We start from the raw sequence: 17,882 nt of genomic DNA, 5'->3' as shown, positions 1-17,882 counted from the left end.
CTTTTATAATATGGGAAAACCATTTTTTAGTCGTGTTATTCTTTATCGTTTTAAAGAAGAGGTAACCACTGACGATAAAAAAGAAAGGGACAGCAGATCTGAACAATCCATTGGTTAAAATCCCGAGTATGTAGCGGTTGTACTGTGATTCAAGAAGAAAGCCATGCATGGCAACAACGGTCACCGCAAAAATTAGCTTTAAGCTATCTATTGTTTTATTTTTCACTTCTTCATCCATAAAGTAGGCTGAATTCACTTTGCCATTAGGATCTGTTAATGCTTACAGTGGCAAAGTTATAATGCGAAAATGTATTTTTATTAAATAGTTGGTGAGATCTTTTTTCCAGCCAGAAGATAGTAGGGGGTGGTCTTTCGTTTGGTCAACGCTTACCTTTCAGATTTGCGCACTATATCAATATTTTTAAATGAACTCTTAAGGACAAGGTTATCTTGGTGGCATGCTTGGGTTCAGCGCACAGACATCGGGAGGGATTTTGTTTTGGCACGGCGCGCAGGTCAGCTATTATGTTTTTATTTAAAAAGTCAGAGCCCATTATCTGATGCTCAGTTCTAAGTTAGTACAGGGGTCAGTACATAACATGACATGGACTAAAAATTTTCAATCTAACTCATTAAATGCGAGCATTTTTGGACATAAAACAACTCATTTATCTGTGTAATCTCGAACGAGAAAAACACTTCGGGCGCGCGGCGCAAATCAGCTTTGTAAGCCAGCCGACGTTGTCAATGCGCCTAAAAAACCTTGAGAAAGAGCTCGATCTTAGTCTGATCAATCGCGGAAACAACTTTGAAGGTTTCACGCCAGAAGGCCATCGTGTTTTGAGCTGGGCGCGTGAGATTGTCTCCGTTTACGAGGGATTGAAGCTTGAGGTTGCCTCATTAAAACAGGGGCTAAGCGGTACGTTGCGTATTGGGGTTATGCCTCAGTGCAGTATTTCACTCGCTGCTTTACTCAAAGGGATCGGCGAAGAGCATTCTGGGCTGGATTACCGGGTATCTGAAGTCAGTGCCGATCGGTTGATCGAGGACTTGGCCAGTCATTCGGTTGATATCGGCATCGGATTTTTCGAATTCTCAACCCTGAATGAGCTACGTTTTCAGCTCTTTCCGCTGCACGACGGCGGCGTCGACCTTGTCTACAACCCGCAACACTTTCCTCAACTCGAGCAATTTGCCCAGCTTAACGCGCAGCAGGTTGCCGAGTTGCCGCTCTGTTTGTCAGAACCCAGCCGTTATTTCCGTCGTTATCTTGATAATTTTTTCCGCAGTAGCGGGCTGGAATTACGCCCAATTTTGGAAAGCAGCTCGATATTTCAGCTGATGCAGGGTGTGTTTGTTGGCCTAGGGTGTGCTCTGGTGCCTCGCGGACATCTTATTGACGAGATGTCACCGTCATTAAAACGCTGTTCGCTGAACATTACGCCGATGACTCGGCACGCCGCGCTGGTGGTTGCGCAGGCGGGCAGGGCAACGCCGTTGGCGCAACACTTCTTTGGTGCCGCAAGCCAATGGTTAGCAAAACGTGATGTAGACATAACAAACATCTGAATCTGCACGGCATTATCCGACATATTCCTATTGCTGGGCGTGGGTAATCGCGCCAAGATTAGCGTAAGAAGCTCGAGTAATTTAAGAAATGAAAACCACGTGTAATCGCATAATGGATTGGAGCAAAAGATGAAAGCATTTCGTACCAGCATATTGGCACTGGCAGCCAGCGGACTTCTGATGGCCAGCGGCGCACAGGCGGCAAACAGCCTGCTTGGATCTTTATCTGACGCCGCCAACCAGCAGCTCGGTGGCAATGCCAGCGGTGGCTCTGAGGGAGGCTATTCAATGAGCCAGCTCACTTCTTTGCTCGGCGGCAGCAACAGCAATCTTACGTCGAAAAGCAGCACCAATGCAGCAGGTATTCTGCAATACTGCGTAAAAAACAACGTGCTTTCGGCTACTAGCGCCACGTCAGTTAAAGACAAACTGATGGATAAACTTGGGATCCAGAACGCTGGAACGACTCAAAAGGCCGACTATCAGGACGGCCTCAACGGTATTCTTCATACCGGTAAGGGTCAGAACGTTGACTTGAGCAGTCTCGACTCTGGCGGGTTGACGCAGTTGAAAGAAAAGGTGAAAACGAAAGCCTGTGACGTGGTATTGAAGCAGGCTAAGTCATTCTTGTAATGGTTTTCAATTGAAAATGTCGGGTTCTAAAAGATAAATCCATGCGCTGCGCTTACTGGGCCTCTGCTCAGTGAGCGCAGCGCATGCCCTTGATTTGATATTTTCAATAAAAACGCTATTGTAATCAATATCCTTCCGGATAGACCTTCTCTTTGCTCTCACACAAGTCTTCAATCAGACATGATCCGCATCGCGGCTTTCGCGCCACGCAGGTGTAACGCCCGTGCAGAATAAACCAGTGATGGCAGTCGAGTTTGAATTCAGCGGGGACGACTTTTAGCAGCTTTTCTTCCACCTTTTCAACCGTCTCTCCAGGCGCGAAACGTGTGCGGTTGCAGACGCGGAAAATGTGCGTGTCTACGGCAATGGTCGGCCAGCCAAACGCCGTATTGAGTACGACATTGGCGGTTTTTCTTCCCACTCCTGGCAGTGCTTCAAGCGCAGCGCGGTCTTCAGGAACTTCACCGGCGTGCTTATCAAGCAGAATTCGGCAAGTCTTGATCACGTTCTCGGCCTTGGCGTTAAACAGACCAATAGTCTTGATGTATTCCTTAACGCCGTCGACGCCCAAGTCCCACACCTTCTGCGGCGTATTAGCCATCGGATAAAGTTTGGCTGTGGCTTTATTGACGCTGACATCGGTTGCCTGAGCCGAGAGCAGTACCGCAATTAACAATTCGAAAGGCGTGGTGTACACCAATTCAGTGGTCGGATGCGGATTGTTTTCGCGCAGGCGTTTAAGAATGCTGATGCGTTTATCTTTATTCATCAGGCTTTCTCGGTATTACCCTGCGGCAGCGAATGGGCTGCTCGGGCGGCGGCGCGTGCCTTCATTCGTTGGTCAATCAGATATTTCCCCGCCAGCAGCATGCCAAGGCCTATAAAGGCACCCGGCGGTAACATCGCCAGCAAGAATGGATTATCCAGATGCACTACCTGCACGCGCAGCACTTTGGCCCAACTTCCCAGTAACAGGTCTGCGCCATTAAATAATACTCCTGAGCCAAGGATTTCGCGCATAGAGCCCAGGGTAAACATCGCCGCCGTCGCGCCTAGCCCAGTCATCAGGCCATCGAGTGCGGCGAGGTGTATCGGACTGTTGGAGGCGACAGCCTCTGCGCGACCGACCACAATACAGTTAGTAACGATAAGCGGGATAAAAATCCCCAGCGCCTGATACAGCGCAAACGCATAGGCATTTATCAGCATCTGCACGGTGCTGACCACCGAGGCGATAATGAGCACGTAGATAGGAATACGGATTTCACTCGGCACCCAGCGGCGGAAGGCTGAAATCATGGCATTGGTGCAGGTTAATACCATGGTGGTAGCCAAACCCAACCCCAGCGCATTAGTTGCCGTGGAGGTTACAGCCAGCAGTGGGCAGAGGCCGAGTAATTGAACCAGCGCGGAGTTGTTCTTCCACAGTCCGTTAACGATTAGTGTTTTTGCATCACTCATCACGTGCTCCACAAGGGGTGAGGTGGGAAAGCTGCGCAGGCACAGTCTCAATAAAGAGTGCGGTACGTTTTACAGAACGGACCACGGCCCGCGGTGTAATGGTCGCACCAGTGAATTGATCAAACATGCCGCCGTCCTTTTTAACCGCCCAGCGGGCATCGCTGGCGCCGTTAATCGTTTGATTGGCAAAACTTTTGATCCAGTCGGAGATACGGACTTCAATTTTGTCACCGAGTCCGGGGGTTTCATGCTGTTCAAGCACGCGAGTTCCAAACACTTTGCCATGAAAATCAGCGGCAACCAACAGCTGAATCGCGCCAGAATATCCGTCCGGTGCAGTGGTCTCAACGACGGCTGCAACCGGCTGGCCGTCTTTGCGCGCCAGATACATGCGGTGAGGCGTTGCCGTCCCCAATGATGCATTAGTGACGTTGTAACACTCCTGCTGCATGTTGTTATCATACACGCTTGCAGGGATCACCTGATCGAACAAGCTCTTTTGTTGCAACAAGGCTTGATGTTCAATTGTCGGTTTGGTTAAAAGATTAACCAAGGCCGTCATACCTGTCATCAGGATGCCGAAAAATGCTAAGGTCATCCCATAGCGGCGCATTGTAGCTAACATACTTTTTCCTTAGCGATGGCCGTAAACACGTGGCTGAGTGTAGTGGTCGATCAGCGGAACGGTAATGTTCGCCAGCAGCACGGCAAAAGCAACGCCGTCAGGATAGCCACCGTAGGCGCGAATCAACCAAATCAGCAGCCCAATAAGCGCACCAAAAATGAGTCGCCCCTTTGGCGTGGTCGACGCGGTAACCGGATCGGTGGCAATAAAGAATGCGCCCAGCATGGTAGCACCGGAAAATAAACCGATGATTGGCGGTGAATAACTGCCTGGGTCTAGTGCCCAAGCCAGCGTGCCACAGAAAGTCATCATCATCAGTATGCTGACTGGAATATGCCAACTGATAATCCGACGCCACATCAGGAACACGCCACCGGCCAGAAAACCGAGATTAACCCACTGCCAACCAAGACCGGCCAGTATGCCGCTGAACAGCGGTTGCTGTAACACCTGTTCCGCCGTGTGTCCTGAGCGCAGACCGGTTTTAAATCCGTCAAGCGGCGTGGCCTGCGTGATACCATCGACATTCATTTGCAGTTGATAGGCGGTCATATTTTGTGAATCGTGTCCGCCAAAAATGGTCAGCAGCGTATCAACAAAGCCCACGTGATGTGCCTGCAGGGCGTCAGGCGGCAGCCAGGTTGTCATCTGCACCGGGAACGAAATGAGTAACACTACATAACCCACCATCGCCGGGTTAAACGGGTTTTGCCCCAGTCCACCGTAAAGCTGTTTGGCAATAATAATGGCAAAAACGGTGCCAATAACAATCATCCACCACGGGGCAAGCGGCGGTAAACTTACGCCAAGCAGTACGGCGGTGAGCAGTGCGGTGTTGTCGGCAAGCCGTTTTGCAACCGGCATTTTGCGTAACTGTAGTACGGCTCCTTCCGCCAAAATGGCGATTAAAATAGCCAACGCCACCTGCACCAGCGTGCCGTAACCAAAATACCAAACCTGCGCGGCAATGCCCGGAATACAGGCCAGTACAACCATCAGCATAATTGAGCGGGTGCTCTGGCGGTTGTGGGTAAAAGGAGAACTTGCGATTCTAAAAGCCATCTATTCCTCGTTCGACATTTCGCTCGACAACGTCAGAGCTTGAGCGGCTTTTCGGGCCTTTACGCGGGCGATCGCTGCTGCTACCGCAGCTTTGCGTGGATCACCTTCTGAATCTGATTGTGCCAGGCCCGCAGTGTTCGCCTTAGGTGACGGTGTCACTGATTGCTTTGTATCAACCGCGGCAAGCTCAGTGGATTGAGGCGCTTGTGCGGTTTTCTTCGCTTTGACACGCGCAATGGCGGCAGCTACGGCGGCTTTGCGTTTATCTTCTGGCATGGCATCGGCGGTGGGTTCGACTGATTTCGCCTTACTCTCTGATTCAACGTCTGCCTTAACTTCAGCGTTAATTTCAGGTGCGGCGTTGCCTGAAGTTGCTGCTGCTTTTTTAGCTTTGGCGCGGGCAATGGCGGCAGCTACGGCCGCTTTACGGGCATCGCCTTCAATCGGCATGTCGGCAGGCGTGGCGATCGGTTCGTTGGAAACTGGCACTTCCTCTACATCGGCGACAACGGCGGCTTTTTTAGCCTTGGCTCGCGCTATCGCGGCGGCGAGGGCTGCCTGACGAGGATCGGTGTCTTTCTCGTTTTCAGCAGGCTTAGTTTGCTCTACAGCGCTGACGCGTGGCGTGATGACACGGGCATCTTCATCGCTGAGTTTAACGGCAGATTTTTTATGTTTTTCCTCACGAGCCAGCTTTTCGCGCTCCATACGCAGCTGTTTGGCTTCGAAACGCGCTTTGGCTTCGGTCGCGCGGGTGGCTTCAAGATCCAGCGCACGGATCTCGGCTTTTTCCTGTCGGTAGTACTGCACCAGCGGAATATTACTCGGACACACGTAGGCGCAGGCACCGCACTCAATGCAGTCGAACAGATTATGGTTGCGCGCTTTTTCATGTTCCTGACCGCGACTGAACCAGTAAAGCTGCTGCGGTAACAGACCAGCCGGGCAAGATTCGGCGCAAAGACTACAGCGGATGCAGGCTTCTTCCTGCTCGGGCTGACCCATTTCACTGACCGACGGTGCCAACAGACAGTTGCTGATTTTAACAATCGGTACATCAAGTGACGGTAGGGTAAAGCCCATCAGTGGACCGCCCATAATCACCATTTTTTGTTGATTCTGCGGCTCAAAGTCGCCTTCGCGCATCAGATGTGCCACCGGCGTGCCAAGTCTGGCCCAGACATTGCCTGGTTTTTTTACCGACTCACCGGTGAGGGTAACCACGCGCTCAATCAGGGGTTCGGCATCGATAATCGCGCGCTTAATGGCAAATACGGTGCCGACGTTTTGCATCAGTACGCCAATGGCAGAGGAGTGTTTGCCCTTAGGCACTTCCTTACCCGTAAGAATGCGGGTCAGCTGTTTTGCTCCGCCGGAAGGGTACTTGGTCGGCACTACGCGCAGCTCGATGTTAACACCGGCGTGTTTTTCTTTTTTAATGGCGGCCTTTAAGGCGGCGATCGCTTCGGGCTTGTTGTCCTCGATACCGATCAACACCTGCTCGGGATGCAGCATGTGACACATAATGCGTGTGCCGAGCAAAATTTCATCGGCGTGCTCCTGCATCAACCGGTCGTCAGCGGTGATATAAGGTTCACACTCGGCAGCATTAAGAATGAGAATTTTGGTACGCTCAAGGCTGCCCTGAATTTTGCTGGCCGTAGGAAAACCGGCTCCCCCCAAACCGGCAATACCGGCCTGATGAATCAGTTGGTTAATCGCGGCGGCATCGAGCTGAGTGTAGTCCTCTACAAACTGACGTTCGCACCAGCGGTCTTCTCCGTCTGCGTCAATAATTACACACAGCTCTTTCAAACCTGAAGGGTGCGCGGTGATATGTGGCTCAATGGCGCTAATGGTGCCGGAGGTCGGCGCATGAACCGGCACAGTACGGCCAAGGCCGGTGGTCAGCGGCTGGCCTTTTGACACTCGATCACCCGATTTTACACAAAGCTCGCCTTCAGGCCCCAAGTGCTGCTGCAAAGGAATAATAAAACGCTCAGGCAGAGGCATTCGGCGCAGAGGCACCAGGCTGGACTGAGTTTTCATCTCGGGCGGATGAATACCGCCGTCAAAGTCCCAGATTTTCTCTTTCTTGAGCGTAGCAAACAGATTGAACATGTTACTCCGCATGAATAATTTGCACTGGAATGGTATTCATGTCCCATTTCCAGTTCGCGGTGGTGGTTTTAATCGGCAGCATTTCAATGCAGTCGGTTGGGCAGGGCGCAACGCAGAGGTCACAACCGGTACACAGGTCAGTGACGACGGTGTGAACTGCACGCGTCGCGCCAACAATGGCGTCTACTGGGCAAGCCTGAATGCACTTTGTGCAGCCGATGCAGTTGCTTTCATCGATATAAGCAATTCTGCGAACCGGCACGGCCTCAACGGCGTCGCCGTCCAATGGCTGCGGATCGACATTAAGTAACGTCGCGAGTTTCAGCATCACCGGCTCGCCGCCGGGCACGCATTTATTAATTTTGTCGCCGTTGGCTACCGCCTCAGCGTAAGGCTTGCAGCCCGGGTAACCGCACTGAGCGCACTGGCTCTGCGGCAAAATATCGTCTATCTGATCAACCACCGGATTTCCCTCAACCGCAAAACGGCGAGAGGCATAACCCAGCAGCAAACCAAACACCAACGCCATCGCGCTGAGTGAACCAATAGCAACCCACAACTCAAACATTAGAATTTCACCAGCCCGGTAAAGCCCATAAAGGCCAGAGACATCAGACCCGCGGTGACTAAGGCTATAGATGAACCGCGAAACGGTGCAGGAACGTCAGCAACGACCAGGCGCTCACGAATGGCGGCAAACAGCACCATGACCAGCGAGAAGCCAATCGAGGCCGCAAAGCCGTAGAGAGCGGACTGCATGAAATTCAGCTGTTGATTTATATTGAGTAACGCAACGCCCAATACTGCGCAGTTAGTGGTGATAAGCGGTAAAAAAATGCCTAAAAGACGATAAAGCGACGGACTGGTTTTACGCACGACCATTTCGGTGAACTGAACGACAACGGCAATCACCAAAATGAACGCCATGGTCCGCAAATACACCAGCCCTAACGGCATCAGAATAAAGGTGTTGACAATCCACGAGCAAATATTGGACAGCGTAATAACGAAGGTCGTGGCGAGCCCCATGCCGATGGCCGATTCGAGTTTTTTGGACACACCCATAAACGGGCACAGGCCAAGAAACTTAACCAGAACAAAGTTGTTTACCAGCACAGTGCCGATAAACAGTAAAAGGTATGATGTCATGATAGTGCCTAACTATTGTGTAAAAGTTTCTTTAACCCGACGGGAGCGCTTGAAATAGGGCACCAGCAGTGCAGCTGCCAACAGAGGCAGCAATAAATTGCGCACGGCAAGGTCGTCATTAATCGGCGAAAAAGCAAAGGCTTTCACGGCCAGTAGAACGGTAAACAGCAGCCAGATTATATAGGTTTTCGGCAATGACTTTACACGCCGGCAAAATTGCCACAGCGCGGTGAGCGTAAATACGCCCATGACCAGCGTGGTGACCACGGAAAAATACCACTGCATGGTAAATGCCTGAGAGTTGGTGATTAAATACTCGCGCGATTCCGGCTTAAATATGGCCATTGAATAAAGCAGCAGCATTAACACGACACTCATCAAATTGACGATCAGGTACGCCATTGGGGCCAATAGCCAGCCGCCAATACGCTGATAGCCAGAATTTTGAGACATAAATAACCCTATTTCATTGATATTTTAGACCGACTCACCAAGCGCAGCCTGCATCGGCAGTGCGGTTGACGGCGGATTTAGACATTCAAGGCGCAATAGCTTAACGCGGGAATGGATTCGTCGCTATCGTGATCATGTGATTGCTGTGCAACAGCGTAAAAAATATCACTTTTTGCCTGAAAAATAGGAGGGTTGAATATGAATTATTCAACGAAAAGAGTGGTTGAAGACGGCGTGTACGCTAATCAGTCATGTGTTCCCTCATGCCTGCTTTCCCCCGCTTAAGTCAGCGGGGGAAAGCGCCAAAACCAATAATTAATGACTATAAAGCTTGTAATACACGTCGTTCCAACGCAGTTCATTTTTGAAATCAGGCAGCGTGGTTTGATTGTCGATAACCAGCAGTTCTATGTTGTGCAGTTCGGCGTAGAGGCGCAGGTAGTCGATGTCCAGCGCCTGCGAGAACACAGTATGGTGCGCGCCGCCGCCAAGGATCCACGCCTCTGCTGCCGTAGCCAGCGAGGGCTGGGCTTTCCAAATGGCACGCGCCACCGGCAGTTTTGGCAGCGGTTTTGGCTGCTCAATGGTATCGACCAAATTCACCAGCAGACGGAAACGGTCACCCATGTCGATAACGCTGGCATTCACTGCCGGACCCGCGGGGGTCGAGAAAATAAGCCTTGCGGGATCAGCCTTGCCGCCTATGCCAAGATACTGCGCGTCAAGAATGGGTTTTTCGCCGGTAGCAATACTCGGGCAAACTTCGAGCATGTGTGAGCCGACCACCAAATCATTGCCCGTCTGGAAGTTATAGGTGTAGTCCTCCATAAACGAGGTCCCGCCGTTCAGGCCGCTGGCCATGACTTTCATAATGCGCAGCAGCGCCGCCGTTTTCCAGTCACCTTCGCCGCCGAAGCCGTAACCTTTTTGCATCAGACGCTGCACGGCCAGCCCCGGCAACTGCTTCATGCCATACAGGTTTTCGAAGTTAGTTGTGAAAGCTTTGAAGTTACCCTGCTCAAGGAAGCGGGTCATGCCCAGTTCGATACGCGCGGCGTCAATCAGGTTCTCACGCTTCTCGCCGTGGAGTTTCACTGCATCGGTGAGTTGGTAGCTAGACTCATATTCCTCAATTAATGTATCGACGTCACCACGGCTTACTTCTTCGATGACACTCACCAAATCACCCACGCCGTAGGCGCTGACGGTGTATCCGAATGTAATCTGCGCGGCAACTTTATCTCCCTCGGTGACCGCCACTTCACGCATGTTGTCGCCAAATCGCGCCAGTTTGAGCTGCTGACTCTCATTTTTCGCCGCCGCAACACGCATCCACTGCGCAATGCGGCGATGGCTCTCTTTATCTTCCCAATGGCCGGTAATCACTGAATGTTGCTGGCGCATGCGCGCACCGATAAAGCCAAACTCGCGGCCGCCGTGGGCCGTTTGATTGAGATTCATAAAGTCCATATCCATTGAGTCCCAAGGGATCTCGGCATTGAACTGGGTATGAAACTGCATTAAAGGTTTGTGCAAAATGCTCAGTCCAGCAATCCACATTTTGGCCGGAGAAAAGGTGTGCAGCCAGGTTATCAGCCCGATACAGTTATTGCTGTAATTAGCTTCACGGCAGACGGTGGTGATTTCGTCCGGCGTGGTGGCCAGTGGTTTTAACACCAGCTTAATCGGCAGGCTGGCCGAGGCGTTAAGTCCGTTAACCACCTTTTCGGCATTGTCTTTCACCTGACGCAGCGTTTCTGCGCCATACAAATTTTGACTGCCGATCACGAACCAGACTTCGAGTTGTTTAAATGCGTCCATTTTTTGCTCCTGCACGATTAACGGTAAGGTGATGCCGCTGGCCGGTCGCCAGCGGGTAATTCAAGACGGCGTCGCGGCGTTAAAAAGCGGTTCAGAGCTCTGACACCACCGTTGATAGCGCTCATAAAGCTTTTGAAATTGCGCGGCGCGCTGCGGGTCCGGCAGTAGCGTTTTTTCTATTGCGCAGGCCATTGACTGCTGGGCCAGAGGAATAGAGGCAAACTCACCGGCGGCAGTGGCGGCAAATATGGCGGCACCCAAGGCGCAGCACTGGTCGGAGGCCACAATTTGCAGTGGACGGTTCATCACGTCGGCACAAACCTGCATGATAACCGGTGACTTACGGGCGATGCCGCCCAGCGTCAGCACGTTTTCTACCGGGATATCTTGTTGCTCGAAGCACTCCATAATGGCGCGCGCCCCAAAGGCGGTGGCAGCAATAAAACCGCCAAACAGCTCGGGGGCTTGAGTCCCGAGGTTGATGTCAGTGATCACCCCCTTCAGACGCTGATTGGCAAAAGGCGTACGGCGGCCGTTGAACCAGTCAAGCACCAGCGGCAAATTATCGAGCGTTGGGTTAGCGGCCCACGCGGCGGTAAGGTCGGAAAGCAGGGTCTTTTTCATCTCGCTGATGTGTGGTTTCAACTCGGGATGACGGCTGGCTAATTGCACCAGCGGCCAACTAAGTATCTGGCTGAACCAAGCATACATATCGCCAAACGCCGACTGTCCCGCCTCCATGCCAACCATCCCCGGTACCACGCTGCCGTCAACCTGACCGCAGATCCCAGCAATGGCCCGATCGCCGACCCGCTGTTGGTCGGCAATTAAAATGTCGCAGGTTGAGGTACCGATCACTTTAACCAGCGTATAGGGCTGGGCACCGGCACCGACCGCGCCCATGTGGCAGTCAAAGGCACCGCCGGAAATGACCACTGAGGTGGAGAGTCCCAGGCGCTGTGCCCACTCGGCACTGAGTTTGCCAACCGGTTTTTCGGCGGTTTGCGTGTCGCTGAACAGCGGATAAGGCAGATTCTCGACCAGACAATCATCAAGCGCGGCGAAAAAATCACGCGGCGGGAAGCCGCCCCATGAAGGATGCCAGAGCATTTTATGCCCCGTGCTACAGCGGCCACGCACAATGCTCGCCGGTGCAGTGGTATTGGAGAGCAGGGCGGGAACCCAATCGCACAGTTCCACCCACGAGGCAGCCGCTTCACGTACCGCACTGTCCTCGCGTGAAACGTGCAAGATTTTGGCCCAGAACCACTCCGACGAATACACGCCACCGATGTAACGGGTGTAGTCGGGGAATTCGCCGCCGCGACACAGGCGATTTATCTCTTCGGCCTCGTTGATCGCGGTGTGATCTTTCCACAGTACAAACATGGCGTTGGGGTTATCGGCGAATTCCGGCCTCAGTGCGAGCACCTGCCCGCGTTCGTCAATCGGCGCAGGCGTTGATCCGGTGGAGTCAACGCCGATGCCGATGATGCGCGCGCTGGCGTCTGGCCCCAGGCGCTGAAGCAGATTCTTAATCGCACTTTCCATCGCCTCTATATAGTCCAACGGATGGTGACGAAACTGGTTTTTTCCGGCGTGGCAATACAATCCTTCCTGCCAGCGCGGGTAGTAAACCACGTCGGTGTCTATCTCTTTGCCACTGTGGCAATCCACCGCCAGTACGCGCACCGAATCGCTGCCAAAATCCAGACCAAGAGCAATTGCACCCTGCGCCATGGTTGTCCCCTCAAAAGTTAGTTGCTTAACGTCTCTGGTTTTAGCCAGTTCAAACCCGTCTGGCTTTTGCTGTGGATAACCATAGGAGCAGCGGCGGGAAGGCAGTGAGGAGACATTAGCTGGAAGTATGTACTTTTCTGCTCCCTAAACCGGTTATGTGAGGGCGGTCATAAAGTTACGATTTGGTTAAAATCGCTGAATATATGCACAGAATGGCTGTAATTTTTAATTGTGATAGCGCTCTACATATTAAGAAATCATTCCAGTTAAAACTTACCTCGACTTAATTTTACTCAATCACCGATACCCGTATAGCAAGGTTTGTTAGGTGGTTTTTTAAGAAACACCCTACTGATAACGTTTTCACGCCAGCACCTACTTGTGCCGGTAACAACTATAAAAAGTCGGAGAGCATCATGCATAAATTCACTAAGGCGCTGGCGGCAATTGGACTGGCTGCTTTTATGTCACATTCAGCTATGGCGGACACTGAGAAACTGGGCTTTTTAGTCAAGCAACCGGAAGAGCCGTGGTTCCAGACTGAATGGCGATTTGCAGACAAAGCAGGAAAAGACCTGGGCTTCCAGGTGATTAAAATTGCCGTTCCCGACGGTGAAAAAACGCTGAATGCGATAGACAGTCTGGCTGCGAACGGTGCCAAAGGTTTTGTTATTTGCACCCCCGACCCGCGGCTTGGCCCGGCAATTATGGCTAAGGCCAAAAGCTATGGTCTGAAGGTGATTGCCGTCGATGACCAGTTTGTGAATGCCAAAGGTAAACCCATGGACGACGTGCCATTGGTGATGATGGCCGCCAGCAAAATTGGCGAGCGTCAGGGGCAGGAGCTTTATAAAGAGATGAAGAAACGTGGCTGGAACGTGGCCGATACGGGCGTAATGGCGATCACAGCCGATGAGCTCGACACCGCACGTCGCCGTACGACGGGGTCAATGGATGCGCTGAAGGCCGCCGGTTTCCCTGCGGCACAAATCTACAAGGTGCCGACTAAATCCAATGATATTCCTGGCGCGCTTGACGCCGGTAACTCACTGCTGGTGCAGCATCCCAAGGTTAAAAACTGGCTAATTCTGGGCATGAATGACAACACCGTTCTTGGCGGCGTGCGTGCCACCGAGGGACAAGGTTTCAACGCGGCTAATGTGATTGGCATTGGCATCAACGGGGTTGACGCGGTTAACGAACTGTCGAAAAAAGAGCAGACCGGTTTCTACGGATCACTGCTGCCAAGCCCTGACGTGCACGGCTATAAAAGCATTCAGATGCTTAATGACTGGGTAACCAAGGGCGTAGAGCCACCGAAGTTTACCGAAGTCACCGACGTGGTGCTGATCACCCGCGACAACTTTAAGGTCGAGCTGGATAAAAAAGGTCTAGGCGGTAAATAACGGCGTTCAGTTGCCTAGCTAAGCCACAGAGTTGGCGATGGGTTTTTCCAGCATAAAGACCCATCGCGTTTAAACAAGTTTATGTTCAAAAGGTTGCCGCTATGTCTTCAATCTCTCCCACATCGTCGTCGCTGCCGACTCCTTCTCTGGAAGCGTTTGATCTCCGTAAACCCTATTTAACTTTTCAGGGGATCGGTAAAACCTTCCCCGGTGTCAAGGCGCTAGATGGCATTAGTTTTGACTGCTATGCCGGTCAAATTCACGCACTTATGGGTGAAAACGGAGCGGGAAAATCGACGCTGCTTAAAATTCTCAGCGGGAACTACAGCCCAAGTCAGGGACAAATTCTGCTTAAAGGTCAGCCGGTGACCTTTAATCACACCACCGATGCGCTCGACGCGGGGGTTGCCATTATTTATCAGGAGCTGCACCTGGTGCCTGAAATGACGGTGGCGGAAAACATCTACCTCGGCCAGTTGCCAAGCCGTCGTGGCTGGGTAAATCGCAAACTGCTGCGCTATGAGGCGAAGCTGCAGCTTGAGCATCTGGGGCTGGATATCGACCCCGATACGCCGCTGAAATATCTCTCTATCGGCCAGTGGCAAATGGTCGAAATTGCTAAAGCGCTGGCGCGTAATGCCAAAGTTATCGCTTTTGATGAACCGACCAGTTCGCTGTCGGCGCGCGAAATCGAGCAGCTGTTTCGGGTTATCCGCGAGCTGCGCGCCGAAGGGCGGGTGATTATTTATGTTTCACACCGCATGGAGGAGATTTTTGCCCTCAGCGACGCCATCACCGTGTTTAAAGATGGGCGCTATGTGCGCACCTTCAACGATATGCAGAAGGTCAATCACGACAGCCTTGTGCAGGCAATGGTGGGGCGCAACCTAGGGGATGTTTATGGCTATCAGCCACGCCCGCTGGGTGATGTGCGTTTACAGCTTGATGAGGTGAAGGCCCCAGGCGTGAAATCCACCATCAGCCTGACAGTGCGTCAGGGCGAGATTGTCGGCCTGTTTGGGCTGGTGGGCGCAGGGCGCAGTGAACTGATGAAAGGGGTGTTTGGCGGCACCAAGATAACCGGCGGACAACTTTTTCTCGATGGCAAGCCGTTGAAAATTTCTTCGCCTATCGACGCGATTCGCCACGGGATCATGCTGTGCCCTGAAGACCGCAAGGCAGATGGAATCATTGCGGTGCACTCGGTGCGCGACAATATCAACATCAGTGCGCGTCGTAAAAGTCTGAAGGCCGGGTGTTTAATCAACAACCGCTGGGAGCAGACTAATGCGGATAAACAAATTAAAGGATTAAACATCAAAACGCCGGGGCCGGAGCAGTTAATCATGAATCTGTCAGGCGGTAATCAGCAAAAGGCCATTCTTGGCCGCTGGCTGTCGGAAGAGATGAAAGTGATCCTGCTCGATGAGCCAACGCGAGGTATCGACGTGGGCGCCAAGCATGAGATTTATAACGTGATATATGCCTTGGCTAAGCAAGGGATCGCCGTGCTGTTTGCCTCGAGCGACTTGCCGGAAGTGCTGGGGCTGGCCGACAGAATTATTGTGATGCGTGAAGGCTCGATTTCCGGAGAACTGACGCACGAAGAGGCAACGGAAGAGAAAGCGCTGGGGTTGGCGATGCTGCGTACCCCCGAATTGAACCCAGAAACCACCCCGGATGCCGCCTGAGTGCGCGCCAGTGCGGATTTAAGCAAAAGCAGGAGTTAAATGATGTCCAGTATGACAACGAATACGACGAAATCCGAGCAGCCGAACGCCGCTTCGCGCGGGGGCCGAAGCCTGATGCGCATCTGGGACAGCTACGGCATGCTGGTGGTGTTTGCCGCGCTGTTTATTGCCTGCAGCATCTTCGTGCCTAACTTTAGTTCATTTATCAACATGAAAGGGCTGGGACTGGCGATATCAATGTCCGGCATGGTGGCCTGCGGCATGCTGTTTTGCCTGGCGTCTGGAGATTTCGACCTGTCGGTTGCCTCGGTGATTGCCTGTGCGGGCGTGACCACGGCGGTGGTGATAAACATGACCGAAAGCCTATGGATTGGCGTTGGCGCCGGTTTGCTGCTGGGTATGCTTTCTGGTTTGGTTAACGGTTTTGTGATTGCACGCCTGAAAATTAATGCCCTGATCACCACACTGGCCACCATGCAAATTGTGCGCGGACTGGCGTATATCATCTCCGACGGTAAGGCGGTGGGCATTGAAGACGAACGCTTCTTTGCGCTTGGCTACGCCAACTGGTTTGGGCTTCCTGCGCCTATCTGGATAACCGTGGGCTGCCTGATTGCCTTTGGCCTGCTGCTCAACAAAACCACATTTGGCCGCAACACGTTGGCGATTGGCGGTAACGAAGAGGCAGCGCGTCTGGCCGGGGTGCCGGTCGTGCGCACTAAAATCATTATCTTTGTCCTCTCAGGGCTGGTGTCAGCGGCGGCCGGTATTATTTTGGCTTCGCGCATGACCAGCGGCCAGCCTATGACTTCACTGGGTTATGAGTTGATTGTTATCTCGGCCTGCGTGCTGGGCGGCGTTTCACTCAAAGGCGGTATCGGTAAAATTTCCTACGTGGTCGCTGGCGTGCTGATTTTGGGTACGGTAGAAAATGCCATGAACTTGCTGAATATTTCACCGTTTTCTCAGTACGTGGTGCGCGGTCTAATTCTGCTGGCTGCGGTGATTTTCGACCGCTATAAACAGAAGGCCAAACGGACTGTGTAAACGATTCCAGTTTTTAAATGGGCCTTTCGAAGGTTAAATGCCGAGAAAAGTGTATTTCCTTCACAATTCTTTAACGCAATCGGGCAGTAATTCTATTGCCCGATAGAATGGTTAGACCAGCGTGATGATTTAAGGGGGCCCGATGTATCACCGTATGATTGAAGATCAGCAGTCGAATCCGTTACTTCCCGGTTACAGCTTTAACGCCTATCTGGTTGCAGGAATGACGCCTATTCAGGCCGACGGTCCGCTCGATTTTTCTATCGACAGGCCCGGTGGTATGAAGGGTTTTATTCTTAATCTAACCGTGAAGGGCCAGGGAAAGGTGTTTGACGGCGAAGACACTTTTTACTGCAATCCCGGCGACCTGCTGCTGTTTCCGCCCAAGGCACGACATCTCTACGGTCGTTCCACCCACAGTGACTGTTGGTATCATCGTTGGGTCTATTTTCGCCCACGTGCCTACTGGGCTGACTGGCTTGAGTGGCATACAAAAACGCGCGATGTAGGTCGCTTATCCTTGCCAAACAACACGTTGCTGCTTGAGTTTGACCGCCTGTTTGCTAATATCGAACAGACTCAAAAGTCTGGGCGTCGATTTGGCGAAGAGCTGGGCATGAACTTACTCGAAAGGCTGCTGCTGCGTGCAATGGAAGAAGATCCGCAAAGTCCGCAAAAAATCATGGATCCACGAGTGATTGAAGCCTGTCAGTTTATTACCGGCAATCTGGCCGGTGAATTGCGCATTGATGAGGTCGCGCGCCATGTTTGCCTTTCACCTTCACGCCTTGCGCATCTTTTCCGCGAACAAGTGGGGATAAACATTCTGCGCTGGCGAGAAGACCAAAGAGTGATCCGCGCCAAACTGCTGTTGCAAACCACTCAGGAGTCGATAGCCACCATTGGCCGCGTAGTGGGTTACGACGATCAGCTCTATTTCTCCCGCGTATTCCGCAAAAGAGTCGGCGTTAGCCCAAGTGATTTTCGCCGCCGCAGCATTGAGATTAATTATCCCGCCAAACCCTATCGCACCCAGAGTGAAAACGCTGCCACTTATCAATATTGAAAAATGACTGCCGATTAATCTTTTAATCGGCAGTCATC

At 52.2% G+C, this 17,882-nt stretch carries 17 protein-coding genes; 6 read left to right on the top strand and 11 right to left on the bottom strand.

Annotated elements, in window-relative coordinates:
• The coding region (locus BS639_RS06630; RefSeq protein WP_158086924.1) for an acyltransferase family protein at positions 1 to 226 on the bottom strand (226 nt) is incomplete at its 3' end.
• A 422-nt stretch (positions 227 to 648) separates the two neighbouring features.
• On the opposite strand from BS639_RS06630, the gene BS639_RS06625 reads away from it, so the two are divergent.
• Complete coding sequence (locus tag BS639_RS06625) at positions 649 to 1,569, top strand: LysR family transcriptional regulator (protein WP_055780948.1); 921 nt, start codon at positions 649 to 651, stop codon at positions 1,567 to 1,569.
• A gap of 129 nt (positions 1,570 to 1,698) precedes the next feature.
• Complete coding sequence (locus BS639_RS06620; protein WP_055779593.1) at positions 1,699 to 2,202, top strand: DUF2501 domain-containing protein; 504 nt, start codon at positions 1,699 to 1,701, stop codon at positions 2,200 to 2,202.
• Between the two features lie 124 nt (positions 2,203 to 2,326).
• On the opposite strand, the gene nth is transcribed toward BS639_RS06620, so the two are convergent.
• The 10 genes from nth to BS639_RS06570 form a co-directional block, all read right to left on the bottom strand.
• Positions 2,327 to 2,971, bottom strand: coding sequence for an endonuclease III (nth, locus tag BS639_RS06615; protein ID WP_055779590.1), 645 nt, complete (start codon positions 2,969 to 2,971; stop codon positions 2,327 to 2,329).
• Positions 2,971 to 3,663: an electron transport complex subunit E gene (locus BS639_RS06610; RefSeq protein ID WP_084982628.1), complete on the bottom strand. Its 693-nt coding sequence runs from the start codon at positions 3,661 to 3,663 to the stop codon at positions 2,971 to 2,973. Before BS639_RS06610 ends, nth begins: the two co-directional genes overlap by 1 nt.
• Complete coding sequence (gene rsxG, locus BS639_RS06605; RefSeq protein ID WP_084982627.1) at positions 3,656 to 4,288, bottom strand: electron transport complex subunit RsxG; 633 nt, start codon at positions 4,286 to 4,288, stop codon at positions 3,656 to 3,658. The genes BS639_RS06610 and rsxG overlap by 8 nt, the downstream gene beginning before the upstream one ends.
• 9 nt (positions 4,289 to 4,297) lie before the next feature.
• A complete protein-coding gene (rsxD, locus tag BS639_RS06600) occupies positions 4,298 to 5,350 on the bottom strand; it encodes an electron transport complex subunit RsxD (protein ID WP_084982626.1) in 1,053 nt (350 codons plus the stop codon).
• Complete coding sequence (rsxC, locus tag BS639_RS06595) at positions 5,351 to 7,471, bottom strand: electron transport complex subunit RsxC (protein WP_084982625.1); 2,121 nt, start codon at positions 7,469 to 7,471, stop codon at positions 5,351 to 5,353.
• A gap of 1 nt (position 7,472) precedes the next feature.
• Positions 7,473 to 8,039 carry an electron transport complex subunit RsxB gene (rsxB, locus tag BS639_RS06590; protein WP_084982624.1) on the bottom strand — a complete coding sequence of 189 codons (567 nt, stop codon included), beginning with the start codon at positions 8,037 to 8,039 and terminating at the stop codon, positions 7,473 to 7,475.
• Positions 8,039 to 8,620, bottom strand: coding sequence for an electron transport complex subunit RsxA (rsxA, locus tag BS639_RS06585; protein WP_055779570.1), 582 nt, complete (start codon positions 8,618 to 8,620; stop codon positions 8,039 to 8,041). Before rsxA ends, rsxB begins: the two co-directional genes overlap by 1 nt.
• Positions 8,621 to 8,632: 12 nt before the next feature.
• Complete coding sequence (locus tag BS639_RS06580; RefSeq protein WP_055779567.1) at positions 8,633 to 9,073, bottom strand: DUF2569 domain-containing protein; 441 nt, start codon at positions 9,071 to 9,073, stop codon at positions 8,633 to 8,635.
• Positions 9,074 to 9,388: 315 nt separating this feature from the next.
• Positions 9,389 to 10,894, bottom strand: a complete 1,506-nt coding sequence (gene araA, locus BS639_RS06575) for an L-arabinose isomerase (RefSeq protein WP_084982623.1) — start codon at positions 10,892 to 10,894, stop codon at positions 9,389 to 9,391.
• Between the two features lie 60 nt (positions 10,895 to 10,954).
• Positions 10,955 to 12,634: a ribulokinase gene (locus BS639_RS06570; RefSeq protein ID WP_084982622.1), complete on the bottom strand. Its 1,680-nt coding sequence runs from the start codon at positions 12,632 to 12,634 to the stop codon at positions 10,955 to 10,957.
• 416 nt (positions 12,635 to 13,050) lie between these two features.
• Between BS639_RS06570 and BS639_RS06565 the strand changes: the two genes are divergently transcribed.
• From BS639_RS06565 to araC, 4 genes are all read left to right on the top strand, one after another.
• A complete protein-coding gene (locus tag BS639_RS06565; protein ID WP_084982621.1) occupies positions 13,051 to 14,040 on the top strand; it encodes an arabinose ABC transporter substrate-binding protein in 990 nt (329 codons plus the stop codon).
• Positions 14,041 to 14,141: 101 nt separating this feature from the next.
• The gene (araG, locus tag BS639_RS06560; RefSeq protein ID WP_055779555.1) at positions 14,142 to 15,731 is read left to right on the top strand and encodes an L-arabinose ABC transporter ATP-binding protein AraG; all 1,590 of its coding nucleotides are present in this window, start codon (positions 14,142 to 14,144) and stop codon (positions 15,729 to 15,731) included.
• Between the two features lie 42 nt (positions 15,732 to 15,773).
• Positions 15,774 to 16,778, top strand: a complete 1,005-nt coding sequence (gene araH, locus BS639_RS06555; protein ID WP_055779552.1) for an L-arabinose ABC transporter permease AraH — start codon at positions 15,774 to 15,776, stop codon at positions 16,776 to 16,778.
• A 142-nt stretch (positions 16,779 to 16,920) separates the two neighbouring features.
• Complete coding sequence (araC, locus tag BS639_RS06550; protein WP_084982620.1) at positions 16,921 to 17,844, top strand: arabinose operon transcriptional regulator AraC; 924 nt, start codon at positions 16,921 to 16,923, stop codon at positions 17,842 to 17,844.
• Positions 17,845 to 17,882 lie beyond the last annotated feature (38 nt).

Source organism: Rouxiella silvae, from assembly GCF_002093625.1.
Classification (GTDB): Bacteria; Pseudomonadota; Gammaproteobacteria; order Enterobacterales; family Enterobacteriaceae; genus Rouxiella; species Rouxiella silvae.
The sequence above is the reverse complement of the archived record's forward strand: the minus strand, read 5'-3'. Positions and strand labels throughout refer to the sequence as shown.